Source organism: Microbulbifer thermotolerans (genome assembly GCF_001617625.1).
GTDB classification, from domain to species: domain Bacteria; phylum Pseudomonadota; class Gammaproteobacteria; order Pseudomonadales; family Cellvibrionaceae; genus Microbulbifer; species Microbulbifer thermotolerans.
Map to the genome: position 1 here is coordinate 2,713,903 of NZ_CP014864.1, position 26,019 is coordinate 2,739,921.

At 51.5% G+C, this 26,019-nt stretch carries 10 protein-coding genes; all 10 read right to left on the reverse strand.

Annotated elements, in window-relative coordinates:
- Nucleotides 1-45: 45 nt before the first annotated feature.
- The 10 genes from A3224_RS11335 to ispG all read right to left on the reverse strand — a co-directional run bounded on the left by A3224_RS11335 (nucleotide 46) and on the right by ispG (nucleotide 26,000).
- Complete coding sequence (locus A3224_RS11335; protein ID WP_197462981.1) at nucleotides 46-15,021, reverse strand: LamG-like jellyroll fold domain-containing protein; 14,976 nt, start codon at nucleotides 15,019-15,021, stop codon at nucleotides 46-48.
- A 100-nt stretch (nucleotides 15,022-15,121) separates the two neighbouring features.
- A complete protein-coding gene (locus tag A3224_RS11340; RefSeq protein WP_175487814.1) occupies nucleotides 15,122-16,087 on the reverse strand; it encodes a transglutaminase-like domain-containing protein in 966 nt (321 codons plus the stop codon).
- A complete protein-coding gene (locus A3224_RS11345) occupies nucleotides 16,077-16,904 on the reverse strand; it encodes a hypothetical protein (RefSeq protein ID WP_139223305.1) in 828 nt (275 codons plus the stop codon). The genes A3224_RS11340 and A3224_RS11345 overlap by 11 nt, the downstream gene beginning before the upstream one ends.
- 442 nt (nucleotides 16,905-17,346) lie before the next feature.
- On the reverse strand, nucleotides 17,347-18,030 hold the full coding sequence (gene tsaA, locus A3224_RS11350; RefSeq protein WP_067154593.1) for a tRNA (N6-threonylcarbamoyladenosine(37)-N6)-methyltransferase TrmO: 684 nt from the start codon (nucleotides 18,028-18,030) through the stop codon (nucleotides 17,347-17,349).
- 54 nt (nucleotides 18,031-18,084) lie between these two features.
- Nucleotides 18,085-19,545 carry an NAD-dependent succinate-semialdehyde dehydrogenase gene (locus A3224_RS11355; protein WP_067154596.1) on the reverse strand — a complete coding sequence of 487 codons (1,461 nt, stop codon included), beginning with the start codon at nucleotides 19,543-19,545 and terminating at the stop codon, nucleotides 18,085-18,087.
- Nucleotides 19,546-19,634: 89 nt separating this feature from the next.
- Complete coding sequence (gene der, locus A3224_RS11360) at nucleotides 19,635-21,029, reverse strand: ribosome biogenesis GTPase Der (RefSeq protein WP_067154598.1); 1,395 nt, start codon at nucleotides 21,027-21,029, stop codon at nucleotides 19,635-19,637.
- A 230-nt stretch (nucleotides 21,030-21,259) separates the two neighbouring features.
- Nucleotides 21,260-22,423 carry an outer membrane protein assembly factor BamB gene (gene bamB, locus A3224_RS11365; RefSeq protein ID WP_067154602.1) on the reverse strand — a complete coding sequence of 388 codons (1,164 nt, stop codon included), beginning with the start codon at nucleotides 22,421-22,423 and terminating at the stop codon, nucleotides 21,260-21,262.
- Nucleotides 22,420-23,166, reverse strand: a complete 747-nt coding sequence (locus tag A3224_RS11370; protein ID WP_067154605.1) for a YfgM family protein — start codon at nucleotides 23,164-23,166, stop codon at nucleotides 22,420-22,422. The genes bamB and A3224_RS11370 overlap by 4 nt, the downstream gene beginning before the upstream one ends.
- Nucleotides 23,167-23,307: 141 nt before the next feature.
- Nucleotides 23,308-24,570: a histidine--tRNA ligase gene (gene hisS, locus A3224_RS11375; RefSeq protein WP_074904255.1), complete on the reverse strand. Its 1,263-nt coding sequence runs from the start codon at nucleotides 24,568-24,570 to the stop codon at nucleotides 23,308-23,310.
- Between the two features lie 317 nt (nucleotides 24,571-24,887).
- Entirely contained in the window at nucleotides 24,888-26,000 is a 1,113-nt protein-coding gene (gene ispG / locus A3224_RS11380) for a flavodoxin-dependent (E)-4-hydroxy-3-methylbut-2-enyl-diphosphate synthase (protein WP_067154611.1), read from the reverse strand.
- Nucleotides 26,001-26,019: the final 19 nt, after the last annotated feature.

Sequence of the window (26,019 nt, forward strand, 5' to 3'; positions counted from 1 at the left end):
CCCGGGCCAGCCCTCTCCCACGGGGAGAGGGCGTTCTCAGTGCATTTATTGAGCCGCAGTGTTGTATTTGTTGCACTCATCGCAACTCGGGTCCGGCTCACAGCGGAGGGTTTCGTCTTTGCTTATCGGTGTATAACCGCTGCCATAGCTGGCGCCGCTGCCGCCCCCTCCACCGAAGTAGTAGCCGCCTCCGCTACCGCCTCCAGCACCTCCACAGGAACCGTAGGAGGCCGTGGACCAGTAAGTAGATGTACCGCCGGGCACTACCTGGCCGTTGGCACACTGGCTCTGATAGCTGACTTTGTATTTAAAGCTGTGGCTGCCACATCCGGCTCCACTGGCCGCGCCCTCTTCACTGGGGTTAAAGTCGCGCAGTGCGGTGATACGGTATGGGATATACACCACTTCACCCGCCTCCAGGGTTTCCGGCACCTCGGCGAGAAACTCGAATGACACCACGTCATTGCCGGATGGCAGCAGGCCCTGTACTTCATCTGCACGGATCAAGCCGTAGTTGGTGAGGCTCAGCTCACCGGTGAATACGTCGCCCTTTTTCATATCCGGCAGAGTGACACTGATCGGGTCCAACATCACCACGGCCACCGGCACATTGGTTTCAAAAGTAGCCTCCAGCTTGATCTCGTAGCGGTCTTCCAGGTTAATTTCGTTCACCTGCCATTCGACTGTGACAATGCGGTTCATAAGGAACACTTCTTCGGCGACAGTCGCACCTGGCCTGATCCAGAGGCGACCGGAAACGCTCTCGTGATCGAAGGCACTCACCCGGTAGGCGTATCGGCCGGCCGGCAGGTCTTTGAGCAAGGCTTCACCATTAGCATCGCTGCTGATAGTACGGGTTTCGGACAATACCTGTTCGTTCTGCAGTTCAATTTTGGCTCCGGCCAAACCAGGGATCAGTTGATTGTCCTCGCCCAGTGTGGCGGTGTAGATGTCGCTGATATGGAAAAAGACATCGCCAATTTCCGAAGTGACCACGGCCACAAACATCTGCACCGTAAAGCTGTGGCCTCCGTCACCCTCTACCAGAAGACGGAATTCGTAATTGCCCTGCTCTACGGTGTTATCCGGGCTGAAGGTGACGCTGATATCGCGACTCGCGCCAATGTCCATATCACCGAGGTTCGCGGTGCCGTCGAGACGCACCCAGGTCGGCGCCGGGTTCTGAGCGCTGTCCACCAGGGAGAGGGTGGCATTGCGCAGCACGTCGAAACCGGTGTTCTTCAGCGTAAAGGTCTCTGTGGTGCTGCCTCCAAGAGCAACACCGGTATCGATAAAGGCGGGCGTCGCCTTGATAACCGGCTGGCTCTCAGACAAGCGGTATTCCAGTGCAATATCTTCCAGCACTTGCGCCACACCATTCACATTCGCCAGTACCTGGAAATAAAGGGAACCGCTTTCCGGTGCCAGATTGTCGCCAGAAAAAGACAGGTTGATTACCCCCTTCTGTTGCGGCGACAGCGCAATTACTGAGCCTAGATCCAAGTGCAGACCTTGTGGTATCTGCAGCTGTTCTGTTCCGGGTTCGGCGACAGAAACCAAACGCACATCAGTCAGCTCACTGCCGTAACCCGCGTTTATATTGATCGGGATAACCTGGGTGTAATTACGCGGTATATGAAGGGTGATCTGCGGCGGACTTACTTCGGAAGTCAGCACCGCAAACTCCCCCTGGTTAGGACGGGCAAGACTATCCGGGTGGATAACGGATATCCGCCAGGTACCACTCTGCCCCTGGGGATCGAACTCGTAAAAGAAGTTGCCGTCCGCATCAGTAATCACGGACACCTGCCGCTCGAAGCCGCGCAACTCCATCACCAGTGTCAGTGGCACATTACCAACGGGCGAGTCACTGGTGCGATCCATAGCGCGACCGCTAATAGTGACAACTTCCCCGTCACTGTAGATCAGTCCAGGAGTAACTTCGGTAACTTCACCATAGTAGGCGGTCTCCTGAAGCGACGCCTGGATACGGGTACCGTTACCCTCAATCAAAACCTGCGTGGGCTTGCCGGTGTGGTAGCGGAAACGATCAATTTCCAGTGCCACAGTGACTTGATCCGGTGCCGCCTGAGGTATCGGCACTTCAATCCAGTCGGAAACAAAGGTCTCACCAGGCTGCAGCCGCGCTACCGTCTCACCACTGGCGACGGTAATGACATCACCGGTAAATTGCTGTACAGGCTGACTGGCGAGCAGGTTTCCATCCGCATCTTCGATGCGGATGCGCACTTCGTCCGACGGATCGCGGCCATTGCGCCGCGCCATCAACACTTCTGTTTCCACAAGCGAAGTGTTTTCCATGGTGAAGCGCACCTTGCCCAGGCCGCCCCGGTAAACGGTGTCCGTCTCCAGCCCGAGACGCAGAGCTGCGTCACCCACCAGTATTTCATCTTCCGCGTGGATAAATACTGTTTCGCCAGGCAATGGCGATTGCTCCAAGCGCAGCTGAATATTGCTGAGAGTATCCAGCTTCTCGTAACCGCCAATCACAATCGGCACTTCGACCAGGCCACCGGCGGCAACGGAGAAGCTGGCGGATTGGTGCTCGCGCGCCACACCGCCGTCATTGACAGTGGCAAACAGCTTGATACCCGAGATGTCACTGCTGCCACGGTTCTGTACGCGGAAGCGCACTTCATTCATCACGCCGCGCTTGACCACAGCATCGCCGCTTTCCGGCTCAATCACTTCCACCGAAAGCGCCGGCAACAACAGGTTGTGCCCTATGCTGGTTGCTCCTTTCTCGTCCTCGGCGATTACCGTATAGCGGCGTTCCGTCATTACACCCTGTGCTCCAGCGGAGTAACCGGTATCCACGAACACCGTTGTATTTCCGCCATGAGGAATCAACGCATCAGTGATTTCCTGCAGATCATCGCTTTCACCCACATAGACACGATAGCCAGCGATAGCCGTACCACTATGGTTCCACTGAAGCTGCGGGTTGCCCTCGGCACTGACCGAAATACTGAGATCGGAAACAGGCAATAGGCCAAAGTTTAGGTAGACCGTGTTACTCGGAACAGACTCGTTACCCGCTTCATCCAGAGCAGTTACCACATAGACGTGCTCGCTCTCGCTGGGTTTGGCATCCAGGGCGATGGTATCCGGGATACCGATTTGCAGTGGCTCTATCTCTCGCAGGGTTTCCGCTGTTGCAGTCTCGCCCTCAGCCAAATTCAAGCGATAGAGGTTATAAGTGAGCTTGTCCACTGCCTCATCGTTGCCATCGGCATCTTGCAGCGGTGCCTGCCAGGTGGCCACTATGCCGGCACCATTCAGCTCCAGGGCCAGCTCAGAGGGCGCAGCGGGAGGAATACTGTCCGCACTGACAGCCACCGGCTCACTCATCGCACTCACCGCAACCTGGTTGTTATTCCGGCGTTCACTGGCGATGGCATAGAAATAGTTGCCATCGTCAGGCAGAACGTCTTGGGTTTCGGTTTCCGAAAGGCGCAGGATCTCCACAAATTCCGCATCGCCCTCCGCCTTGCGATAGAGCACATAGCGGGCGCCTTCCACCGCATCCCAGGTTAGCGCCACTTTGCCACCCGGCAATGCAGTGGCCTTGAGGTTTTGTGGAATATCCAGCGGTGGCAGATCGCCCTGGTAGACCTGGAAGCTGTTCGGTACACGGATTTTGTTGCCAATATTGTCCAGATCATCCAGCGCCTGATAGCTGAAGCTCAGATTTGCCACCGTGGGATTGCCGTCTACATCCCGCCCGGCGCTGGTGGGAAGAGCAAAGCTTCCCACCCACAAGGAGCTTCCTTCTATAGACTGAACATCGCGCACCAGAGTAATGCCGCTCTCGTAGCCGGGAACTTCTAGGTTGTCGAGCAGCGGCACTAAAGTGGGCATTTCTCCCTGCTTGACTTCGTCATTCAGTTGCAGCACCACTTCCACCTGCAGGCCGCTCACTTCATCGACCTTCAGAGGCTCGCCCGGGTTCAATGTCAGCGCGGTCACTTCCGGCCCCTGAGCATCAATTAGCAGTGTTGCCCCCTGCTCGATAACTGTTCCTCGGTTACCAACATTATCGTGCGCGGACATTACCGCATAGGCGGTTCCAGAGATGCTGTCAGGTTCGATAATGAAACTGCCGGTGTACAAGGTGTCATCGCTGTAATCCTTACTCAGATCAACGGCGATAGGCACACCGCCCTCAGGTACTATGGCGAAATAGGGCTTGTTACGCAGCGGCTCGTCAAACTGCACCACAACTTCCACTGTACCTGGCGCGTAATGGCCGCTAGCCGAATCCACTAAGCCATTGGAGTGGTAGCGCACCTCCAGAGCATGGGGACCTTCACTATCCGCAGTGGCTTCTACAAGATTGGACAGGCTACTCTCTGTGCCCACTTTATTAACCGTAGTAACGGCATAGAAATAGTTACCATCTACCGAGGGTAGATCAGTAAATTTCGTTTCATTCAGAAGCTGGTTGTTCAGTTGCTGCGCTTCCTGCACAGAAGTGAACGGAGAAGCTAAGCGATAGACATTGTAACCAGCAGTCTGGTTATCGATATCATCACTGTTCGCCGCATTCCAAGACAGAGAAATCTGACCAAGCTCTCTCTCGATAGCAGTCAGATTGGTCGGAGCATCCGGGATAGATGTATTGAGCACTATAGTGCGTGTGGCACTCGGCTCGCCAAAACCACTACGCTGCGGATATGCCGCCGCTGCGCTGATCTGGTTCTCTCCCTCTTCCAGGGAAATTTCTACCTGGAAATTGCCATAACTATCGACCGCAGCAACACTGCCCTCCGCAACGCCATTGCGATAAACCTGAACCTGGGTCTGTTTTTCCGCTTTACCGTAAACGATTACCGACGGCTTGTTGGTCACCCAGCCGTCACTCGGGCTGGTAATCTGCGGTGCCGGTGGTGGGGCGAGCGCCACGGTGAAACTGTACTGGGCAATAGTGACATTTTCCCAAACATCGTAGGCTTTAACTGTAAGGACATGTTCACCATCCGACAGATCCAGCAGGACAATATTGCGTCCAAAGGCGCCACTACTGGCTGTATATGCGGTACCCAGCAAAGTGCCGTCCAGATAGAACTCTATCCGGGATACACCAGACTCATCCTCAGCGGTGATTTTGAAACTGCCATCTTCTGACAAAGTCGGAGCCAAAGTGAGATCCAGCAATTCTGCTATCTGCTGATATTGCGCAGCATGGATAACCGGACCATCTGTGTCCTCCACAGGTGTTACAGCCACCGGTGTTACCACTGGATCGGAGCCACCGGAAATATTTACAGCAGTTACTGCCACATAATAGGTAGTGCCATTTTTCAGGCCCGCAAGAGACCAACTGTGCTCACTGTCAGCAGCGCCTTTACTGCGCACGGCCTTTGGTTGCAGTCCCACAATGGAATTGAAACTCTTATCTTCCACATAAACCGCATAGTTTTTCAGCAGTTCATAGGGCGCGACACTGGACCAACTGATCTCAATCTTGCTGCTCTTCGGCACCGCGGTCACAGTAGTCGGATTCGGCAATAATGTGGTACCGGCATCTTCAATACCGACAGACGCATTGCCACTCTCATCGTACGCATAGACTCGCAAGGGATAGGAAGTAGCAGGGCTGAGATCTTCTACCAAATGCTCTACCGGCGCCTGCGAATCACTGAGTGATGCCAGTGGAATATCATCCACCCTGCCGCTTAAGTCTCCGGCAAATACCACCTTATAACCAGCCAGATCACCGGCGGAGTTAGCAGACGGATTCCAGCTGAGCTGCAGGCGGTCGGTACCCGGAATTACAATCAGATTGCTGATCTCATCTGGCGCAGCCACATCCACCGGCACAGCGCCCGTGGAAGTTACCGCGGGATTAAATAGTCCCTGGGTATCGTAAGCGACTACAGCAAAGTGCGCCTGAGTATCCCGTGGCAATCCTTCCACACGGAATTGCTTGGTTCCCTGCGGTACAACCGCTACCGGTGTTTTGCCGGCGATATCCGTAAAGCTGCTCGCACTCTGATAGATACGGTACTCACCAATATCGTTGCCGTTGGCAAACTCATCGTAGCTGCTCCAGTTCAGCAGCAGATCTGAACCACTGCCGTTGGGATCGATTACCAACGCAACCGGCCCAGGCGGATTATTGTCATAACGGATCTGCGCCAAGGTCGGCTCACTCTCATTGCCAGCCGCATCGCGCACGACAAAGGCGATGGTGTTATCGCCCGATGACAATGCAACCTGTGTACTCCATGTGGTATCAGCTGATGCAACTACGGCCAGACTGCCATTCACAAGAACAGCACTGCCCGCTTCTTTGGTGCCGCTGAATACATGGGCATTCACGGTAGTCACCGGCGGATAATCATTCAGTGTTGCAGGCGCCGGTGGTGTGTAATCGAGCGTGAAGTGATAAGTACGCTTGGCAGACAAATTACCCAGTTTATCTGCTACCTGAGCCACAATCTCATAGTCACCATCCAGGAAGGGAGCGTCCGGAGTAAACTGGATTTGACCTTCAAACAGGGCAAGAGCCCCTGCCAGTACTACGCCATTGCGTTTAACCGTAATGTCACTGTTTTGCAGGTCAATGCCACTGCCTTCCTCGATTACCACCAGTGTGATATAGGGCGGGGCCAGGTTGAGACTTCCTATCGGATCGGCAGCCGTAATATTGGGAGCATTGCTGTCTACATTAAAGATCAGGAAAACTGGCTCCGACAAGTTACCACTCAGATCCCTTGCCACTACCTCAATCGTGGACTCACCTTCCGGCAAATAATAACGACCAGACCAACGGCCTGATCCCGAAGGTACAATTTCACTGCCGTTAACCAAGATAGCAGTGTCGTCTTCACGATTGCCGGAGAGCGTAATCCAGCGGCTGTTAGAGTTGTTTATTTCAGGTGCCAGTGGCTGATCCAGAGTCAGTGGAGCTGGCTTAGTAATATCGACAACTATAGGGACAGAGAACCTATCGTCTTCCGGCTCCTGCTCAACCCCATCCTGATCCTGATCCATGCCCAGACCGTTAGTACCGAAAATATCCGGCCCTACAGAAAAGGTATAAACACCTTCCCCAAGAGGTTGAGCAAAGTCAATTTGGTAGCGGATATCATCTAGAGATGTAACCGAAGTAATCGCGATAAAATTTCCTACAGAATCCGTCAATTCAAAGTCATTAATATCCAGTGATTCGTTATCAATTCCAATATTGAACTGTACAACCACACTGGAAATAGGCGCATTGTGGTAACCGCTGGGGCTAACAGCCCGCACTCTGGGTGCAGCAGTCTTTTCAGCGATATGAACGCTGCCATCCTCGCCATCAACGCCACTGCTATTGCTTCCACCGTCATTAGCTTCCACCCGGCTCGTATTGAGACCGGTGAGTGATTCATAATAGATAGCAACGCGGCCGCCACCGCCGGCACCGGCATTGATCCCATAGCCACCGTTGGCTCTTATATAACCGTTACCTCCAACCACCAATTCGCCGATATCCAGCCAGATAGAGCCACCACTGCCACCCCCTTTATAGCTGGAAGAACCATAGCCATTGGCATCGATATAACCGTAGTGCTCCAATCTGTCTGCCACTAATTTGATAGCGCCGCCGCCACGGGAGCCCGGCTGACTATCATCCTGATACCTGCCGCCGGTTCCAAAATCCATAGGGGCTACCGCGCTGCCGTAAACTGCATTGGTCGTACCATCAGCCAATACCCCACCGAGGCCACCGTAGCTACCACCAGATTGATAACTCACTTCCTCTGAAGGTAGATATCCCTTTCCACTAACATCGATATAGGAATTCGAGCTGATATAGAAATCAGTAGCACTCAGAGTAATACCAGAAGTAAATATGTCTGACGCCGCCGGTGTGGTGATCTTTCCACTGTTCTTAACCGTAATGGAATCAAAGCTGTAATCCTGCGGCAGCTCGAGAGTGTAGCCGTCGACGACCAAGTTGTTGTTGGCTACCGTAAAGTCACCCTCGGCCTTCACATAGGCTTTACTGTAACTCGATCCGGAAATCGGAGCGGCCAGATACGCGCCTTTTTCTATAACAGCTTGTACAGAACTGAAGTATACCGGGATGCCTACTTCCCCACTCAATCGATAGGGCTCATAGGCTGTGGATGTACCGCGATTAATAATCTGCAACTTGGCATTATTGGATGGCAGAGAACGATCATAGAGATAAACAGTTCCCGGGCCGCCATAGGCAGTAGCGCCGGCGTAATTGTTACCAGCCAGCGCAAAAACACGGGCTGCAGGGTCAAAGCCCGTCAACGAGTCGTAGTAGATAGCGATACGACCACCACCACCGGTCCCTGCGTAATATCCACGCCCCCCGGAAGCCTCTATCAATGTACCGCTGCTTCCAATCAGTTCCTTTGCTTCGACCCAGATAGAGCCACCACTCCCCGCACCGACGTCTCGCAGGTATTCTCCATTCGCCAATATATCGCCATACACTTCAAATTTATTACTGGCTATAAGCTTAATGGCACCGCCACCACGACTGCCCTGTACAGTCGCATCTGCACCATAACCCCCCATGCCAAAATCCACCGGGGCTTCTACGGATCCAAAAGTAGAAGCGACTGTTCCTGTGGTGGGATCTACTCCTCCCAAGCCACCGTAGCTACCGCCGGATTTCCAATGTTCACCTTCCTCCGGTAGACGTCCCTTGCTGCTAACATCAATATAGGAGTTGGAGCTGATATAGAAGTCATTAGCAGTCAGGGTAATGCCTGAAGTAAAAGTGCCTGACGCCGCCGGTGTGGTGATCTTTCCACTGTTCTTAACCGTAATGGAATCAAAGCTGTAATCCTGCGGCAGCTCGAGAGTGTAGCCGTCGACGACCAAGTTGTTGTTGGCTACCGTAAAATCACCCTCGGCTTTCACATATACTGAGCCATAACCATTACCCGATATTGCTGAGCCCAGGTGCACGCCATCTTTTAGCGTAACAACTGCATCCTTAAAGCTTAATGGAGTTGATAGATTTACGCTCTCATCAATGATTATTCGCAAATCCTCAAAGTAAATCGGGATATCCACCTGCCCACTCAATTGATAGGGTTCATAGGCTGTGGATGTACCGCGATTAATAATCTGCAACTTGGCATTATTGGATGGCAGAGAACGATCATAGAGATAAACAGTTCCCGGGCCGCCATAGGCAGTAGCATTGCTATAGTTATATCCCGCTCGCGCGAAAATACAGTCAACAGGGTTAAAGCCCGTTAGTGAATCGTAATAGATGGCAATTCGGCCACCACCTCCAGTCCCTGCGAGATAGCCTCGCCCACCAGAAGCCTCGATCCAAGTACCGCTACCTCCGATCAGTTCCTTGGCTTCAATCCAGATAGAACCACCACTACCCGCACCGACGTCTCGCAGGTATTCTCCATTCGCCAATATATCGCCATACACTTCAAATTTATTACTGGCTATAAGTTTAATGGCACCGCCACCACGACTGCCCTGTACAGTCGCATCTGCACCATAACCCCCCATGCCAAAATCCACCGGGGCTTCTACGGATCCAAAAGTAGAAGCGACTGTTCCTGTGGTGGGATCTACTCCTCCCAAGCCACCGTAGCTACCGCCGGATTTCCAGTGTTCACCTTCCTCCGGTAGACGTCCCTTGCTGCTGACATCAATATAGGAGTTGGAGCTGATATAGAAGTCATTAGCAGTCAGGGTAATGCCTGAAGTAAAAGTGCCTGACGCCGCCGGTGTGGTGATCTTTCCACTGTTCTTAACCGTAATGGAATCAAAGCTGTAATCCTGCGGCAGCTCGAGAGTGTAGCCGTCGACGACCAAGTTGTTGTTGGCTACCGTAAAATCACCCTCGGCTTTCACATATACTGAGCCATAACCATTACCCGATATTGCTGAGCCCAGGTGCACGCCATCTTTTAGCGTAACAACTGCATCCTTAAAGCTTAATGGAGTTGATAGATTTACGCTCTCATCAATGATTATTCGCAAATCCTCAAAGTAAATCGGGATATCCACCTGCCCACTCAATTGATAGGGTTCATAGGCTGTGGATGTACCGCGATTAATAATCTGCAACTTGGCATTATTGGATGGCAGAGAACGATCATAGAGATAAACAGTTCCCTGACTGCCATAGCCGGTAGCCCACGAATAATTATAACCAGCCCTCGCAAAAACACTATTTTCAGGATTAAATCCCGTCAGAGAATCGTAATAAATGGCAATTCGACCACCACCTCCGGTTGCTGCAAGATAACCTCGCCCACCAGAAGCTTCTATCAAAGTACCATTACCTCCTATCAGTTCCTTGGCTTCTATCCAGATAGAACCACCGCTACCTCCACCGACCTCTCTTTGGAATCCCCCATTCGCCAATATATCGCCATACACCTCAAATTTATTAGTGGCAACCAGCTTAATAGCACCGCCACCTCGGGAACCTTGTACTGACGCATCTATTCCATAGCCCCCCACACCAAAATCTACCGGCGCTTCCATAGAACCAAAAGTAGGTGCTACTGTTCCCGGAGTGGGGTCTGCACCTCCCAAGCCACCATAGCTACCGCCAGATTTCCAGTGTTCACCTTCCTCCGGTAGACGTCCCTTGTCGCTGACATCAATATAGGAATTGGAGCTAATATAGAAATTATTGGCCGTCAGGGTTATATCTGACGTAAAGGTATCCGATGCCTCCGGTGTGGTGATCTTTCCACTATTCTTAATCGTAATGGAATCAAAGCTGTAATCCTGTGGAAGCTCAAGCGTGTAACCATCAACAACCAAGTTATTGTCAGCTGTCGTAAAGTCACCCTCAGCCTTTATATATACCGAGTTATAACCATTCCCTGATATTGTTGAACCCAGGTGCACGCCTTCTTTTAGAACAACTTCAGAATTAATAAAAGTTATCGGTACAGAAAGGTTTATATTTTCACTTACAATAACTGAGGTCTCTTTAAACGTGAGTGGTGCGGAAAGAGTTACTCCTTCCTCAAGGATTACTCGCAAATCTTCAAAATAGATCGGAATATCTACTTCACCACTCAAATGATACGGGGCATAGGCTGTGGATGTACCTCGGTTAATAAACTGCAATCTGGCATTATTGGAAGGCAATGAGCGATCGTAGAGATAAACCGTTCCCTGACTGCCATAGCCGGTAGCCCACGAATAATTATAACCAGCCCTCGCAAAAACACTATTTTCAGGATTAAATCCCGTCAGAGAATCGTAATAAATGGCAATTCGACCACCACCTCCGGTTGCTGCAAGATAACCTCTCCCACCAGAAGCTTCTATCAAAGTACCATTACCTCCTATCAGTTCCTTGGCTTCTATCCAGATAGAACCACCGCTACCTCCACCGACCTCTCTTTGGAATCCCCCATTCGCCAATATATCGCCATACACCTCAAATTTATTAGTGGCAACCAGCTTAATAGCACCGCCACCTCGGGAACCTTGTACTGACGCATCTATTCCATAGCCCCCCACACCAAAATCTACCGGCGCTTCCATAGAACCAAAAATAGGTGCTACTGTTCCCGGAGTGGGGTCTGCACCTCCCAAGCCACCATAGCTACCGCCAGATTTCCAGTGTTCACCTTCCTCCGGTAGACGTCCCTTGCTGCTGACATCAATATAGGAGTTGGAGCTGATATAGAAGTCATTAGCAGTCAGGGTAATGCCTGAAGTAAAAGTGCCTGACGCCGCCGGTGTAGTGATCTTTCCATTGTTCTTAACCGAAATGGAATCAAAGCTGTAATCCTGAGGCAGCTCAAGCGTATAACCGTCAACAACCAAGTTATTATTGGCTACTGTAAAGTCTCCCTTTGCACTCACATAGGCACTACTATATCCTGCACCAGAAATCGAAGAGTTTAGATAGGTTCCTTCCTCTATAATCGCGCGTGCATTACTGATAAATATCGGGGCGTCTACCTGTCCGCTGAACGTATAGGGCGCATATGATGTAGATGCATTATGGTTAGCGATCTGCAACTTAGCATTGTTGAATTCTGCAGAACGATCATAAAGGTAAACTGTTCCCGGCCCCCCATAAGCCGTCGTTCCAGAGTAGTTATTACCAGCTCGCGCAAAAACACGGGCAGCAGGATCAAACCCTGTCAGTGAGTCATAATAAATTGCGACTCGACCACCACCACCGGAAGCAGCGAAGTAACCACGTCCACCGGAAGCTTCTATCAGCGTATTGCTATTTCCGATCAGTTCCTTTGCCTCTATCCATATTGAGCCGCCACTTCCCGCACCGACCTGCGATAGACCATCTTCTCCATTAGCCAAAATATCGCCATAAACTTCGAACTTGTTATTGGCAATTAACTTTATGGCGCCACCACCTCGGGTTCCTGACATAGAGACATCCGAACCATAACCTCCTACGCCAAAGTCTGTCGGCATCTCAATCGAACCGAAAGTCTCGGCTACCGTTCCTGACACTGGATCTGCACCACCCACACCTCCATAACTGCCACCAGATTTAAAATGGCTACCTTCTATAGGTTTTTTTCCCTTTGCACTAACATCTACCGAAGAATTATCAGCGATATATATATCATTAGCTGAAATTTGTAATAAAAAGGAATCTTCTTCTGCAGAGGGTATAGTTACCCCACCCCGATTCACAACGGCAAACAATGAATCAAAATCATAGGATGAACTCATTACAAGGGTGTATCCATCCACTATAAAATCTTCCGCCTCATACGAAAATGATCCACTGAAGGTTACTAATGCGTTTTTATTTCCTCGAATAGAGTGAGTTCTCAGATCAACACCTTCCGGAATCTGCAACGCGGCATTTCTTAGCAAGATATCCTCTCTTGCTGTGTTTTCTAGAACATAAGGCTCTGCTTTGGAATCTGATGCTTGATTATCCAAAATTAACAGACCTGAAAAATCCTCTCCACTCACAGGATCATAATCAATACGATGAGCCGTAATCCGGATGTTATCGTAATAACTATCCGCATCTACCCCACTTCTGCGAACAGACCGAATAACCAAGTTAAAGGAAGTCGTTCCTACCGGCACAGTTGAAACTAAGTTTCTTTGCTCCCATTCCTGAGCTTCTGTCGTCGTAAGCTCGCTAGTGCTTTCAGATATCTTATTTCCATAAGCATCAAGATACTCCAAAATTATTTGACCCTCGTCATCCCCACTATATGACGACTGTATCCAGCTTACTGATAATGCTATTTTTCCTTCATCAATTTCGGCTTGAGAAATATTACCACCTATAAGGCTAACCTCTTGTGAAATCCTGGATTCTTCCGTTTTACTGCCACCATAAATATAATAGGAGCCACCAAGATCTGTAGAACTAGGGGATGGGCTTACAGAATGAACTTGAGCATCACCCTCCTCAACATCCCAGTATTTAAGGCTACCAAATTCAGCATTAGCATTTTTAACATTTAATTTTTCAACGGCGCCGTCATGGAGAAACACACTCCCAGGGCCACCGTATAACTTCCCTTTACCGCCCTTTGCTGAAATCTGCTTAATAAAATTAAAAACACTGCCTGGTTTATAGTAAACGGCTATTCGCCCACCACTACCACCATTAGCGTATGAATTATTTCCAGCACCACCATGAGCACTGATACTTCCGTCTCCTTCAATCTCATCCACCTGCAGGAATATGGAACCTCCAGCACCGCCACCAGAATACCCCCCTTCATAAGAACTCGTTATTGCCCCCCCATTTGCCAGGATATTGCCATTCAACATCAATTTTTTTGCTTTCAGATGAAGACTACCACCCCCACGGGCCCCTGCCACGCCATTTACTGAGTGCTTCCCGCCTGCCCCCAACTCTAACGGCTGCTTATAACTTCCGTAAGGTATCTGTCCCCGGCCGCCGCCATAGCTAGCATGTGCACCGCCACAAGCTTCGCAGTTTTGTGGATCAGATAAGTTTCCAAGCTCTGAAACATCGATTTTCGAAGATGAGTCAATCTCTAAAACCCCTTCCACCTCCAAATCTATACTTGCGCCAACCGAATGTTTTAAAACTGCACCACTCGATAAAGTCATGCTAGAAAACTTGTGACTTCCATCAAGTGTCAAGGATGCTCCGTCGACGTGGATATGTTTATTTTCGAATCTAGTATCCGATTCCAAAATTATTGTATCATTGGTTATCACCAAATAGTCAGAGTCTGAAATACCAACACCCGATTTATAATGTTGTTCTACCTTATCTCCAGAGAGCGCATAATCATATATAGCAATATCACTCACCAAGCCATTTATCACCTCCTCCACTTGAACATCATTATTATTTGAAGAAGGATGTCCTCCAATAAAATAGCTATCCGAATAAATATAAATACTCTCAAACTCTTCGATAGAATTTACAAGCGTGCCATTCCTATACAAAGAAAGAACTTCATCTCCATATGTAACCACATAGTGATAAAGTTCACCAGCCACTATAGGGTCTGGATCTGATACGGAATACGAAAAATCCCCCCAATAAGAAAATGCAACATGCCCTTTTTTTGTAGCCCCAAAGGAAAAATCTTCACTATCTTCATCAGCTACAAATAAACCTTTACGATCATTAGTAGACGGAACAAACAATATTCCTCTTTCATCCTCACCAGCCATTTCATCAAACTGAATCCATAACTCTATAGAGAATGTATCTGGCAAACGAGGAATGTTTGGGTTTACCTTTAAGTATTGTTTTTCACCATCCAGTTTTATTGCACCACCCAAATTAGGTTGCATCTCAACAAACTCTAGATCCTCACCGCTAGTAATATCAGGAGCATTCCCCATTACATCAGCACTCCCCCCACTCATACTGTCATCTAGAGGCCAGTATGCCAGCGGAGAATCATTTATAACGAGACTCCGATATTCATCTACTTTACCGCTATCTTCAGCTCCACACACTGGAATCTCTGATAGGAAAAGTAGAAGCACCAGCAACGCTGACAAATATCCCTTTACTTCAGTCCCTAAGTAATTCATATCCCCAACATACCTGTACATAGAACCAGTCAAAATTCTCAAATTGCTAACACAACAAATCTCTATTCAATACATATCGAGCAGTCATAACTCTGACCTTTTAGAGCATCTGCACATCTAAACGCTCATCGAAACTTAAGAATCTATGGCTATTTCCTAACCGAGAATACCTATCAAAACTATAAAAAGAGATATACTTTCCATACCCGAAATCAATAGTGTTATTTTGCACATCAGCAACACTCCACGTATTGCCCGTCTGATATTCAGACCAATTATGGTAATTTTCCGCCTGCAACCTTCCTGAATCCTCCATCATAAACCCTGCAACCATCCGCGAAGGAATACCAGAAACTCTTGCCAAGGCAACAAATGCAGAGGCAAACTCCGTACAATCTCCTCTTAACTTGGTGATCGCGTAACGCGCCCCCCGATCTTCCGCTATGTAACCAACATCTTTTACATTTTTATAAATCCACGCAGCTATGCTATCGATATTTCCGCCCAACTTGCCTGCCAATTCGCGAATATCCGGATCATTCACTTCGATATTAGGCTCTACAGCTAAAAGCGGTTCAGTCTCTAAAGTAAATGGCTGCGGGTTTCCGGCCAACCTCATCTCTGCAGTAATACTTATCACTTCACTGGCATAGGGAGAAACACCTTTTAGATGAAATATCAACGATTGATTTCCGGATTGATCTAACTGAATTTCAAAAGGTTTATTAGCTGTTATAGTTTCCATCAATTGATATGAATTCCGCGGTACAGGAGCAAAAACCTTTAATGATGCACTTTCAAGGTATTCTGCAGTTTTATTTTTCACAAGAAAGCTATAACGAATTGTTTTTTCAATTTCGTAAATAGAATCTCGCTTATGCCAGTGAATATATAACCAACCAATCCCAGCCAACACAGTCGCCAAAAGAGCAACCAAAAAAACATAACCGAAAAAATGTTTTATCCGAACTCTATGAGACAAAGGTGAAAGCATTATTTCTTTACTATCGACTCCAGCTATAGATTCACTACCCAAAATCCTCACACCCTCTTTTTTAACCGCCACAGCTGGACACCCCATCCAATCCCTGTCTTTTAACAGCTCTTAGTGCGCTCATTTTCAGCGCACTTTTAACCTGCTCTATTCCGCCAGAAACCAAGTAGACATCACTAAGTGGCTCACCTTCTAGCTGTAATTTCAGTTTTGCCTCTTCACTTTTTCGTCCAACCACGAATACGGGAAAATAACCATTTATTGAATAATCCAGTGCTGCTTTATGCACGACTGGTGCCAACTGTAAATTTTCTTCAACAGCAACTGACGCGATTCCCAATACTGAAAGTTCTTTAGCCACCTGCCGACTGGTCGCAACTGTAACTGCACCAAAGTTGCTTACTTCAACAATAAAATCTTCTACCGATACAATGCTGACAGTATCGCTACCGGCTATATCACCACCTATGAGAATCTTTGGGCTTTGAAATCCGCCCTGAATAAGCTCCTTACATAATTTTGCCATCGAGTGCCTTTTATAAGGCTCCGCAACGATAAGCAAAGGCTTATTCTTCAAAAACACCTTTGTTTTGAGCTGCCTGCCAGACAGGTGTATAACATTCAGTGCGGGATCATGAAATTGAGGCTGTACAGCAACATCAGCAAGCACTAAATTCTCGACACTCTTAATCTCTTCAGAGTGAGTAAAGCAGAGTTCGGATGTTTCCGCCCTCACGGGCGCAAGTGGAGTGAAGTAATTACCAGAAGCGTCAGCGGAACAGTAATCAGCCTCAGCTTCTGCCGCTTTCGCACTAAGACAATACGAAAATCCCCAAAAAACGCAGAGCAATCCAAATCCGCGAATTACAGATGTGAAAGTTCCCGTCACACCTAATTACTCATTTTGTTATTTATTTGCGGTTAAAAGAAAAACCACCCCCAAGGCGGGCAATAGTAATGACACAAGCATAATTTCGTCAATATTATTTCATTACAAGCTATTACATACTTACACAGCTACATAGCGAAATTTTTTAGACTAATCTCAGGGGTGCACTACTTATTGATATAGCTCACAACTTATTTGTGATAAATACCTCACTTCAACAAAATGAAGTCTATGCGATAAAACCCTAATTTAAAATTCTTAAATTAGGGTAGCTGACTAGTGAGATTGAAGGGACATTCTTGAAGCGGACACCCTGTTACTTGAACGCCTAAGACTAGCCAAAGTGCTTATACAAATTAATCAGGGATTCCCTGAAGCAATAAAGAACATCCAATCAATTGAATCCTTTTTCCAAGTTAGACCGGAAAACCTATTTACCAGGTTAACTCAATGATACAACCTCAATACCGCCAGATGTATAACGCCAACGCAGGTTAAAACCACAAAGCCGCATACCATAGATACGCTCTGGATCAGGTGTTTGGTATGCGGGTTTAGGGTCTTGTTGTAGAACTTGGCGAATCAGTAAAGGAAGGTCTGTCCCCCACTCATCACTGTATGCGGTGGCTTTTTTTTGTATTTCTTCAGGAATATAAACGGCGAGGGAAGGTGGTGGGGCATCTGCGAAGGCGCTGCGCGCTTCTGAAACCGCGTCCACATAAGGAATATAGGGTTTTATATCCAGCACCGGGGTTCCGTCCACCAGGTCGGCACCACCGATGATGAGTTCTACTCTTGGAGAGGTACGTACTTCGATCAAGCGCACCACGGATAAGCCGATATTGTTGGGGCGGAATGGCGAGCGGGTGGCAAACACGCCGAGTTTTTTGTTACCGCCAAGACGTGGTGGGCGCACCTTGCTGGACCACTGCCCGTTCGTCTGATGAAATTGAAAAATAATCCATAGGTGGGTGTGTTCTGCTATGCCTGCAATGGCATCGGGGCTATTTACTGGAGGCAGTAATTCAATAGATGCGCGACTGGCGTCAGCCAGCATAGGCTGTCGTGGCACACCGAATTTTTCTCCAAAACAGGAGTGTACCGTTGCAATAGGGGAAATATTCAAAAGCTATCTTCTCGCTGTCTCCTGCCCGCTATGGGGCAGGAAGTCGGGCAACTATTAATTCACGCCGCCCATACAGAGGTATTTGATTTCCAGATAGTCATCCAGGCCATACTTGGAACCTTCGCGCCCTAGTCCGGATTCCTTTATTCCGCCAAAGGGGGCCATCTCATTGGAAATTATGCCCTCATTAATACCTACCATTCCATATTCCAGCGCTTCCGCTACACGCCAGATACGACCGATGTCGCGGGAATAGAAATAGGAAGCAAGGCCAAATTCGGTGTCATTGGCCATGCGGATCACTTCATCCTCAGAGGAAAATTTGAACAGTGGCGCTACCGGGCCAAAAATTTCTTCTTTAAAAAGGCGCATCTGCGCGTTGACTTCAGTTAGCACCGTGGGGGCATAAAAACATTCACCCAGTCCATGAGGTGTACCGCCAATCGTTGCTTTGGCACCTTTCTGCAGTGCGTCGTCCACTAATTCCTGCACACCTTTTATTGCCTTGCTGGTGATCAAAGGGCCGACCTGGGTATCTGGATCAGTGCCGTTGCCAACTTTCAAAGCTTTAGTCGCAGCAGTAAATTTCTCCACAAATTCGTCGTAGACACCCTCTTGCACGAAAATGCGATTAGCACAGACACAAGTCTGCCCTGCGTTGCGGTATTTACAGATAATGGCGCCTTTGACCGCTTCATCGATATCCGCGTCATCGAACACAATAAAGGGGGCGTTGCCACCCAGTTCCATCGAGGTTTTTTTGATGGTGTCGGCGCATTGGGTCTGCAACAGGCGCCCTACGGCGGTGGAGCCGGTAAAGGTGAACTTGCGCACCAGAGAGTTGCTTGTCATCTCGGCGCCTATCTCCCGTGCACTTTTACCGGCCACTACATTAAAAATACCGGCAGGGATACCGGCCTCTTCCGCTAACACTGCCAGTGCCAGTGCCGATAGCGGTGTCTCCGAAGCGGGCTTGGCGATAAAAGGACAGCCAGCGGCAAGTGCGGGGGCCATTTTGCGGGCGATCATCGCACTGGGGAAGTTCCAGGGGGTGATGGAACAGGCAACGCCGACGGACTGCTTGATTACGACAATGCGCTTGTCATTGGAGGGGGGCGCAATCACATCGCCATAGATGCGCTTAGCCTCTTCGGAAAACCATTCTATATAGTTTGCGCCGTAGAGAATTTCGGTTTTGGCCTCGGTTAGTGGTTTGCCCTGTTCGGCGGTAAGGATTTTTGCCAAGTCATCGACATTATCCACTATCAGATGGAACCAGCGGCGTAGAACGTTGGCACGCTCTTTGGCGGTTGCCTTGCGCCAGGCTGGCCACGCCTTATCCGCAGCCTCTATGGCTCGGCGGGTTTCCGCGGGTCCCAGATTGGCTATTCTGGTAATGACTTCACCGGTGGCTGGATTGGTGACCGCAAAGGTTTCTCCTGAGTCAGCGTCTATCCATTGACCGTTGACGTAGGATTGGGTACGCAGCAATGCAGTATTTTTGAGTTCGAGCATGATCGCCTCCGTTCTTTGCTCTCTCCCTCCGCACCTCTTTCCTACATGGAAAAGAGGTGTTGATTGTGCACACGTGTTACAAAAGAAAATTATTTTTTCTTTTTTACAAATTTCATCAACCGCCGCTTTTTGGCCTTCTGGCGATCGGTCAGCTTTTGTTTTCTGCCCGCATAGGGGTTAGTGCCAGTCCGGAATTCGATCTTAACGGGGGTGCCATGCAGATCGAGTGCTTTACGGTAGGTTTTTTCCAGATAGCGTACATAGTGCGCGGGCACTTCTTCGGTCTGGTTGCCGTGAATCACAATAACCGGTGGATTCTGCCCACCGGCATGAGCATAGCGCAGCTTGATTCGGTGACCGCGCACCAGTGGTGGTTGGTGCTCACTTACTGCCCATTGCAAGATTCGCGTGAGGTGGTTGGTACTCAGCTTATCGGTGGCACTTTGATAGGCCGCTTCAATCGATTGATACAGATTGCCAACCCCTGTGCCGTGCAAGGCGGAAATAAAGTGAATATCGGCGAAATCGACAAAGCGCAGACGCCGCTCCAATTCCGCCTTGACGTATTCGCGGTGGTCCGCTTCCAGGCCGTCCCATTTGTTCAGTGCCACTACCAGTGCGCGCCCAGCCTGAATGACGCTGCCCATCAGGTGCATGTCCTGATCGACCAGCCCCTCGCGGGCATCAATCACCAACACCACCACATTGGCATCTTCCACCGCCTGCAGAGTTTTAACGATGGAAAACTTCTCTACGGACTCCTTGATATTTTTGCGCCTGCGAACCCCTGCGGTATCGATAATGGTGTAGGGTTTGTCGTCGCGCTGGTAATTAATGTAGATACTGTCGCGCGTGGTGCCGGGTTGGTCGTAAACAACCACCCGCTCTTCCCCCAGCAGGCGGTTGACCAGGGTTGATTTGCCCACGTTGGGGCGGCCGACGATGGCGATTTTAATACCCGTTGCCTCTTCGGACTGCGGCGTCTCCACCTGTTCCGGCAGATCTTCCGCCACCCGTTGCATCAAACTGCGCACGCCGCGACCGTGGGTCGCCGTAGTGGGAAATATTTCGCCGATGCCCAGCTCGTAAAAGGGGGCCAGGGCGATGTCCGGGTTGACGCCATCCACTTTGTTCGCCACCAGGAAGGTGGGTTTGGATCTTGAGCGCAACTGGTCGGCGATCATCTCATCCGCTGCGGTGAGTCCCGCGCGGCAGTCCACCAGAAATAGTACGACATCGGCCTCTTCAATCGCTCTAAGCGACTGCTGAGCCATGGCTGCGTCTATACCCTCTTCTCCGCCGCTGATTCCACCGGTGTCCACCAGGATCACCCTGCGGCCGCCGATCTCCGCTTCACCGTATTTGCGGTCGCGGGTCAGGCCGGCGTAGTTGGCCACCAAGGCGTCGCGGCTCTTGGTGAGCCGGTTGAAGAGTGTGGATTTGCCCACATTGGGGCGCCCGACCAAGGCAATTACTGGCAGCATATAAATCTGATTTGAGCCTATCCAAAAAACACGAATGCCCGCACGAAGCGGGCTACTTTCAACTTGGCATTTATTAGGAGCCTCTGATTATTTTGCTTCCCGCCGCTAGAGATTCTTCGGACCTGGGCAGCCCGGAATCCATTACAGCGTTCACGCGAATTAATCAGACGCCCTCACTGTCCGGCCCTGCCGGAAGATATCTGGCGAAGATACCTGTGGCGCCGCTGCTATCAGTGCCGTTCGAGACGTAGAGCGACGAGTTCACCGCCGTCGGACAGAGCGAAGAGCAGATCTCCATCCACCAGCATCGGGATTCGCACAGGATCACCGTCTATACGCTTACGCCCAATAAAGTGGCCGTTGGCGGGATCCAGAACGTGAAGATAACCTTCCAAATCCCCCACTACCAGCACATCGCTGAAGTAAGCCGGAGCGGAAAGCTCCCTGCGCAGCAGCTCGTTGTTGTTCCAGACAATCTGGCCATTGCCCACATTGTAGGCGTAGACACTACCCCCGGCATCGCTCAAGTATACATTGCCCGCGCCTACCGCCACGCTTTGGTGGGTGGAGGCATCCCGTGCCCACAGGCCGCGGCCATCTTCACGGGAAAGGGCTACCACACGGCCCTGGTAGCTGGCCGCGAAAACTAAATCGCCACGCACCACTGGAGCACCGTCAATATCCACTACCCGATCCAGCTCCGCAGAGCCCTGAGGAATGGCAACCCGCTGTTCCCAACGCGGAATACCGTCACGGGCGTCCAATGCGATCAACTTACCGTTGTCGAGACCGGCAATTACCGTACCGCCCACGATCACCGGCGATGCGGTTCCACGCAGGGTCAGTACCGGCAGTACCGTATTATGGGTCCAGAGTTCACCGCCACTGGTGGCGTCCAGCCCCAGCAGCTTGCCATCCACTGTCTGCAATACAACCACTCCGGCACCTATCGCCGGGACAGAGACCACTTCACCGGACACCTGGTAGGTCCAGAGTTCCGCTCCGTCCTCCAGATTCAGGGCCACAGCGCGACCGCGGTAGTCGATGACCACCACCATGCCCAGACCAACGCCGACGCCACCGCTGATTTCTATCTCCAGATCAGTCTCCCACAAGCGCCGGCCAGTGTTTCGCTCCAAGGCGATGACCTCGCCCTCACTGTTGGCCACCACCAGTTTGCCGGCACTCACCGCCGGTTGCAGCATGGCGTAGCGAGTGGCGTCGATATCACCGATGTTCCGCGACCACACCTCTTTTAGATCCACCGATGTGGTGATATCCACCAGTTCAACGGGATCTGTGTCTTCCTTTTCTTCGTTGGAAGCACAGGCGGCCAACACCACTGCCAGCGCCACGGCGGCGGCGCGGCCGGCCGCTCGGGAAAGAAAACTCATTGTTCGCTGCTCTCCTCGGCCCCTGCGTCTGCAGGTTCTACTTCGTTTTCACCGCCTTGTACTTCACTCTTGTCCTCTGCGCCGTCATCCTGTGCAGACAGACTCTCTGCCTTCAGGCGCAGTAGCTGGGCGCTCTCCGCCTGTTCCGGCAACAGCTGCGCCAGCGCCTGCTGGTAAGCGGCGCGGGCTCCGGCCTCCTCACCCTTTTGTAACAGAATATCGCCCCGGGTCTCGGCAAACAGCGCGGCGAAGGATGAGGGCACAGCGCCTTCGAGCAGTTTCAGTCCTTCGTCCGGCTTCCCGCGCGCGGCCATCACTGCGGCCAGGCGGCGCTTGGCCAAGAGTTTCAAGGTTTCCTCTTGGGTGTTGTCCAGCACCCACTGCAGTTCTTTTTCCGCGCTTTCCAGGTCGTTTTCCTCTGCCGCCTCAGCGGCGAGACGCAGAGCCGCGTGGCTGGCGTAGATGCCCTTGGGGAATTCGTCCTTCAGCTGCTGACTAATGCTTTTGGCAGTGGTCATCTGCTTGTTGTCCGGCTCGCCACCATTGGCGGACACCGCCTCGACAAAGTTCTGGTACAGATTGGAGGCCTCCTCGGCCTTGGCCCGCTCGGAGTTCTGCCACCACTGGTACCCGAAATAGCCGGCCAGCGCCAAAACCACGCCGGTCACAATTCCCTTACCATTTTCCGCCCACCAGCGCTTGAGCGTTTCTATCTGTTCTTGTTCTGTCAGATGGTCTGCCATGTAATTGTTTGCCTTTCCTGTTTTGTTCCAGGGCCCGGGATGCACAAAGCCGGGTTACCATTTTCCTGTGCGAGGACAGCGGACCGCCTTGTCTTCGCATTACCTCAATGCTCCGGCACCGGTGGCTCCGGTTGCCGTGCACTACTCCCGCAGCAGCGCCGCCAAAGCCTCCAGCGCCACAGTCTGTTGCGGCTGTTCCTCGCGCAGGTACTTGACCGTCACCTGCCCCGAGGCGGCCTCGTCCTCGCCAATGATCAGCGCATAGTCAGCACCGCTCTTGTCGGCCTTTTTCATCTGGCTCTTAAAGCTGCCGCCGCCCATATGGGCCTGCAGACGCAGCCAGGGCAGATCTTCACGCAGCCGCTCCGCCGCAGCTAAAGCCGCTGATTGTACCTCACCCACGGCCACCAGATAGGCATCTACTTGGCGATTCAGAAACTCCGGCAGTACGCCCAGTGTCTCCAGCATCAGAACCAAGCGCTCAACGCCGAGGCCGAAGCCTACCGCCGGCGTCGGCTTGCCGCCCATCTGTTCCACCAAGCCATCGTAGCGGCCACCGGCGCATACGGTACCTTGGGCGCCGAGGCTATCGGTGACCCACTCAAATACCGTTTTGCCGTAGTAATCGAGACCGCGCACCAGCTTGGGGTTGATCTCGTAGCTCACCCCGGCGGCGTCCAGCAGTGCCTTCAGACCGTCGAAATGGGCTTTGGATTCCTCGTCCAGGAAATCCAGTAGACAGGGTGCACCGGCCAGCAGTTCCTGTGTCTGGGGATTTTTACTGTCGAGAATGCGCAGCGGGTTGCGTTCCAGGCGGCGCTGACTGTCCTCGTCCAACTGCTCGCGGCGGGCCTGCAGGTAATCCACCAGGGCCTCGCGATAAGCGGCGCGGCTGGCAGCATTGCCCAGGGAGTTCAGCTGCAGACTCACGCTGTCGGCAATGCCCAACTGACGCCAGAGGCGCGCGGTCATAATCAGGATTTCCGCGTCGATATCGGGCCCCGGGATTCCGAAAACCTCGACACCAAATTGGTGAAACTGCCGCAGGCGCCCTTTCTGCGGGCGTTCGTAGCGGAACATGGGTCCGAAATACCAAAGGCGCTGCGGCTGGTTAAGCAAATTGTTTTGGATGGCAGCGCGCACTGTGCCGGCGGTGCCTTCCGGGCGCAGGGTTACACTGTCACCGCTCTTGTCATCGAAGGTATACATCTCCTTCTCGACAATGTCCGTGACTTCTCCCACGGCGCGGCTGAACAGCTCCGTCGCCTCCAGGTAAGGGGTGCGGATCTCGCTGTAGCCATAGCGGGCAAAGAGCTCGCTCAGTGTGGATTCCACATACTGCCAGACCGGAGACTGATCCGGCAGCAGATCGTTCATGCCGCGAATTGCGCGAAGTTGTTTCAACGGTGTTCCTTACTTACTGGTTAACTCAGCGCCACTAGAGCCGATATCGACTAGGCGCCTGCACATCGATTTTCTGCCACTTATTGCGGGCTCCTGTAGGGAGCCTCTGATAAATTCGCCTCCTGGCGGTAAAAAGACTGCAAGGCCAGATGGGAGCTCAGATAACGGGATGGATATCTCGGAACCACCGGAAACACGGAGATATCCGGCGGAATTACAGGGATGTACTCGTGTATTTTCGAAATATCCAGCCCATAACCTGAGCGCCCCGACACAGGCTACAACGCTCATGCGAATTCATCAGAAGTTCCCTGGCTCTACGCCTTGGCGATTATATCCGCCTCCCGCTCGGCCTTGGCAGCGGCCTTTTCGCGAATCAGTTTTTCCAGGTCGTCGACCAGGTTGTCGTTCTTGAATTTGCGGTCCGGCTGGCCGTCCACATAAATCGCGTGGCTCGGCGTACCGCCGGCGAGCCCGATATCCGCCTCTTTTGCTTCCCCGGGGCCATTGACAATGCAGCCGATCACGGCGACATCCAGCGGGGTGGTGATATCTTCAAGGCGCGCCTCCAATTCGTTCATTGTCTTGACCACGTCGAAGTTTTGCCGCGAACAGCTGGGGCAGGCGATAAAGTTAATCCCCTTGGTGCGCAGGCGCAGGCTCTTGAGCAGATCCCAACCCACCTTGACCTCTTCCACCGGGTCGGCGGCAAGGGAAACCCGCAGCGTGTCGCCAATCCCATCCAACAGCAATGCTCCGAGACCGATGGCGGATTTGACCGTGCCGGAACGCAGGCCGCCGGCTTCGGTGATCCCCAGGTGCAAGGGCTGTTCTATCAGCTGGGCCAGTTTTCGGTAGGCAGCAGTGGCCATGAAAATGTCCGATGCCTTGACGCTCACCTTGAAATTGTGGAAGTCCAGGCTGTCGAGAATCTCCACGTGGCGCAAGGCGGACTCCACCAGTGCATCCGGTGTCGGCTCGCCGTATTTTTTTTGCAAGTCTTTTTCCAGGGAACCGGCGTTAACGCCAATGCGGATCGGAATATTCAGATCGCGCGCTTTGTCCACCACCGCGCGGATACGCTTTTCCCGACCGATATTGCCCGGGTTGATCCGCAGGCAGTCGACACCCAAGTCGGCAACTCTGAGTGCGATGCGGTAATCGAAGTGAATATCCGCCACTAGGGGCACGCTCACCTGCTTTTTGATTTCACCGAAGGCTTCGGCGGCGTCCAGACTCGGGACGGATACCCGCACAATGTCCGCACCCGCCTGCTGCAAGCGCTGCACCTGAGCCACAGTAGCCGCGACATCACAAGTGTCGGTGTTGGTCATGCTCTGCACCGAGATGGGAGCACCGCCGCCGACGGGCACATCGCCAACCATGATCTGACGCGACTGGCGACGGGCGATGGGAGACTCAAATTGCATAGGGTGACCTGGCAGTTTT

What these genes read in the sequence shown, in the direction of transcription:
- A3224_RS11335 (WP_197462981.1), bottom strand. Translation starts at nt 15,021, where the DNA reads ATGAATTACTTAGGGACTGAAGTAAAGGGATATTTGTCAGCGTTGCTG.
- A3224_RS11355 (WP_067154596.1), bottom strand. Translation starts at nt 19,545, where the DNA reads ATGCTCGAACTCAAAAATACTGCATTGCTGCGTACCCAATCCTACGTC.
- der (WP_067154598.1), bottom strand. Translation starts at nt 21,029, where the DNA reads ATGCTGCCAGTAATTGCCTTGGTCGGGCGCCCCAATGTGGGCAAATCC.
- bamB (WP_067154602.1), bottom strand. Translation starts at nt 22,423, where the DNA reads ATGAGTTTTCTTTCCCGAGCGGCCGGCCGCGCCGCCGCCGTGGCGCTG.
- A3224_RS11370 (WP_067154605.1), bottom strand. Translation starts at nt 23,166, where the DNA reads ATGGCAGACCATCTGACAGAACAAGAACAGATAGAAACGCTCAAGCGC.
- ispG (WP_067154611.1), bottom strand. Translation starts at nt 26,000, where the DNA reads ATGCAATTTGAGTCTCCCATCGCCCGTCGCCAGTCGCGTCAGATCATG.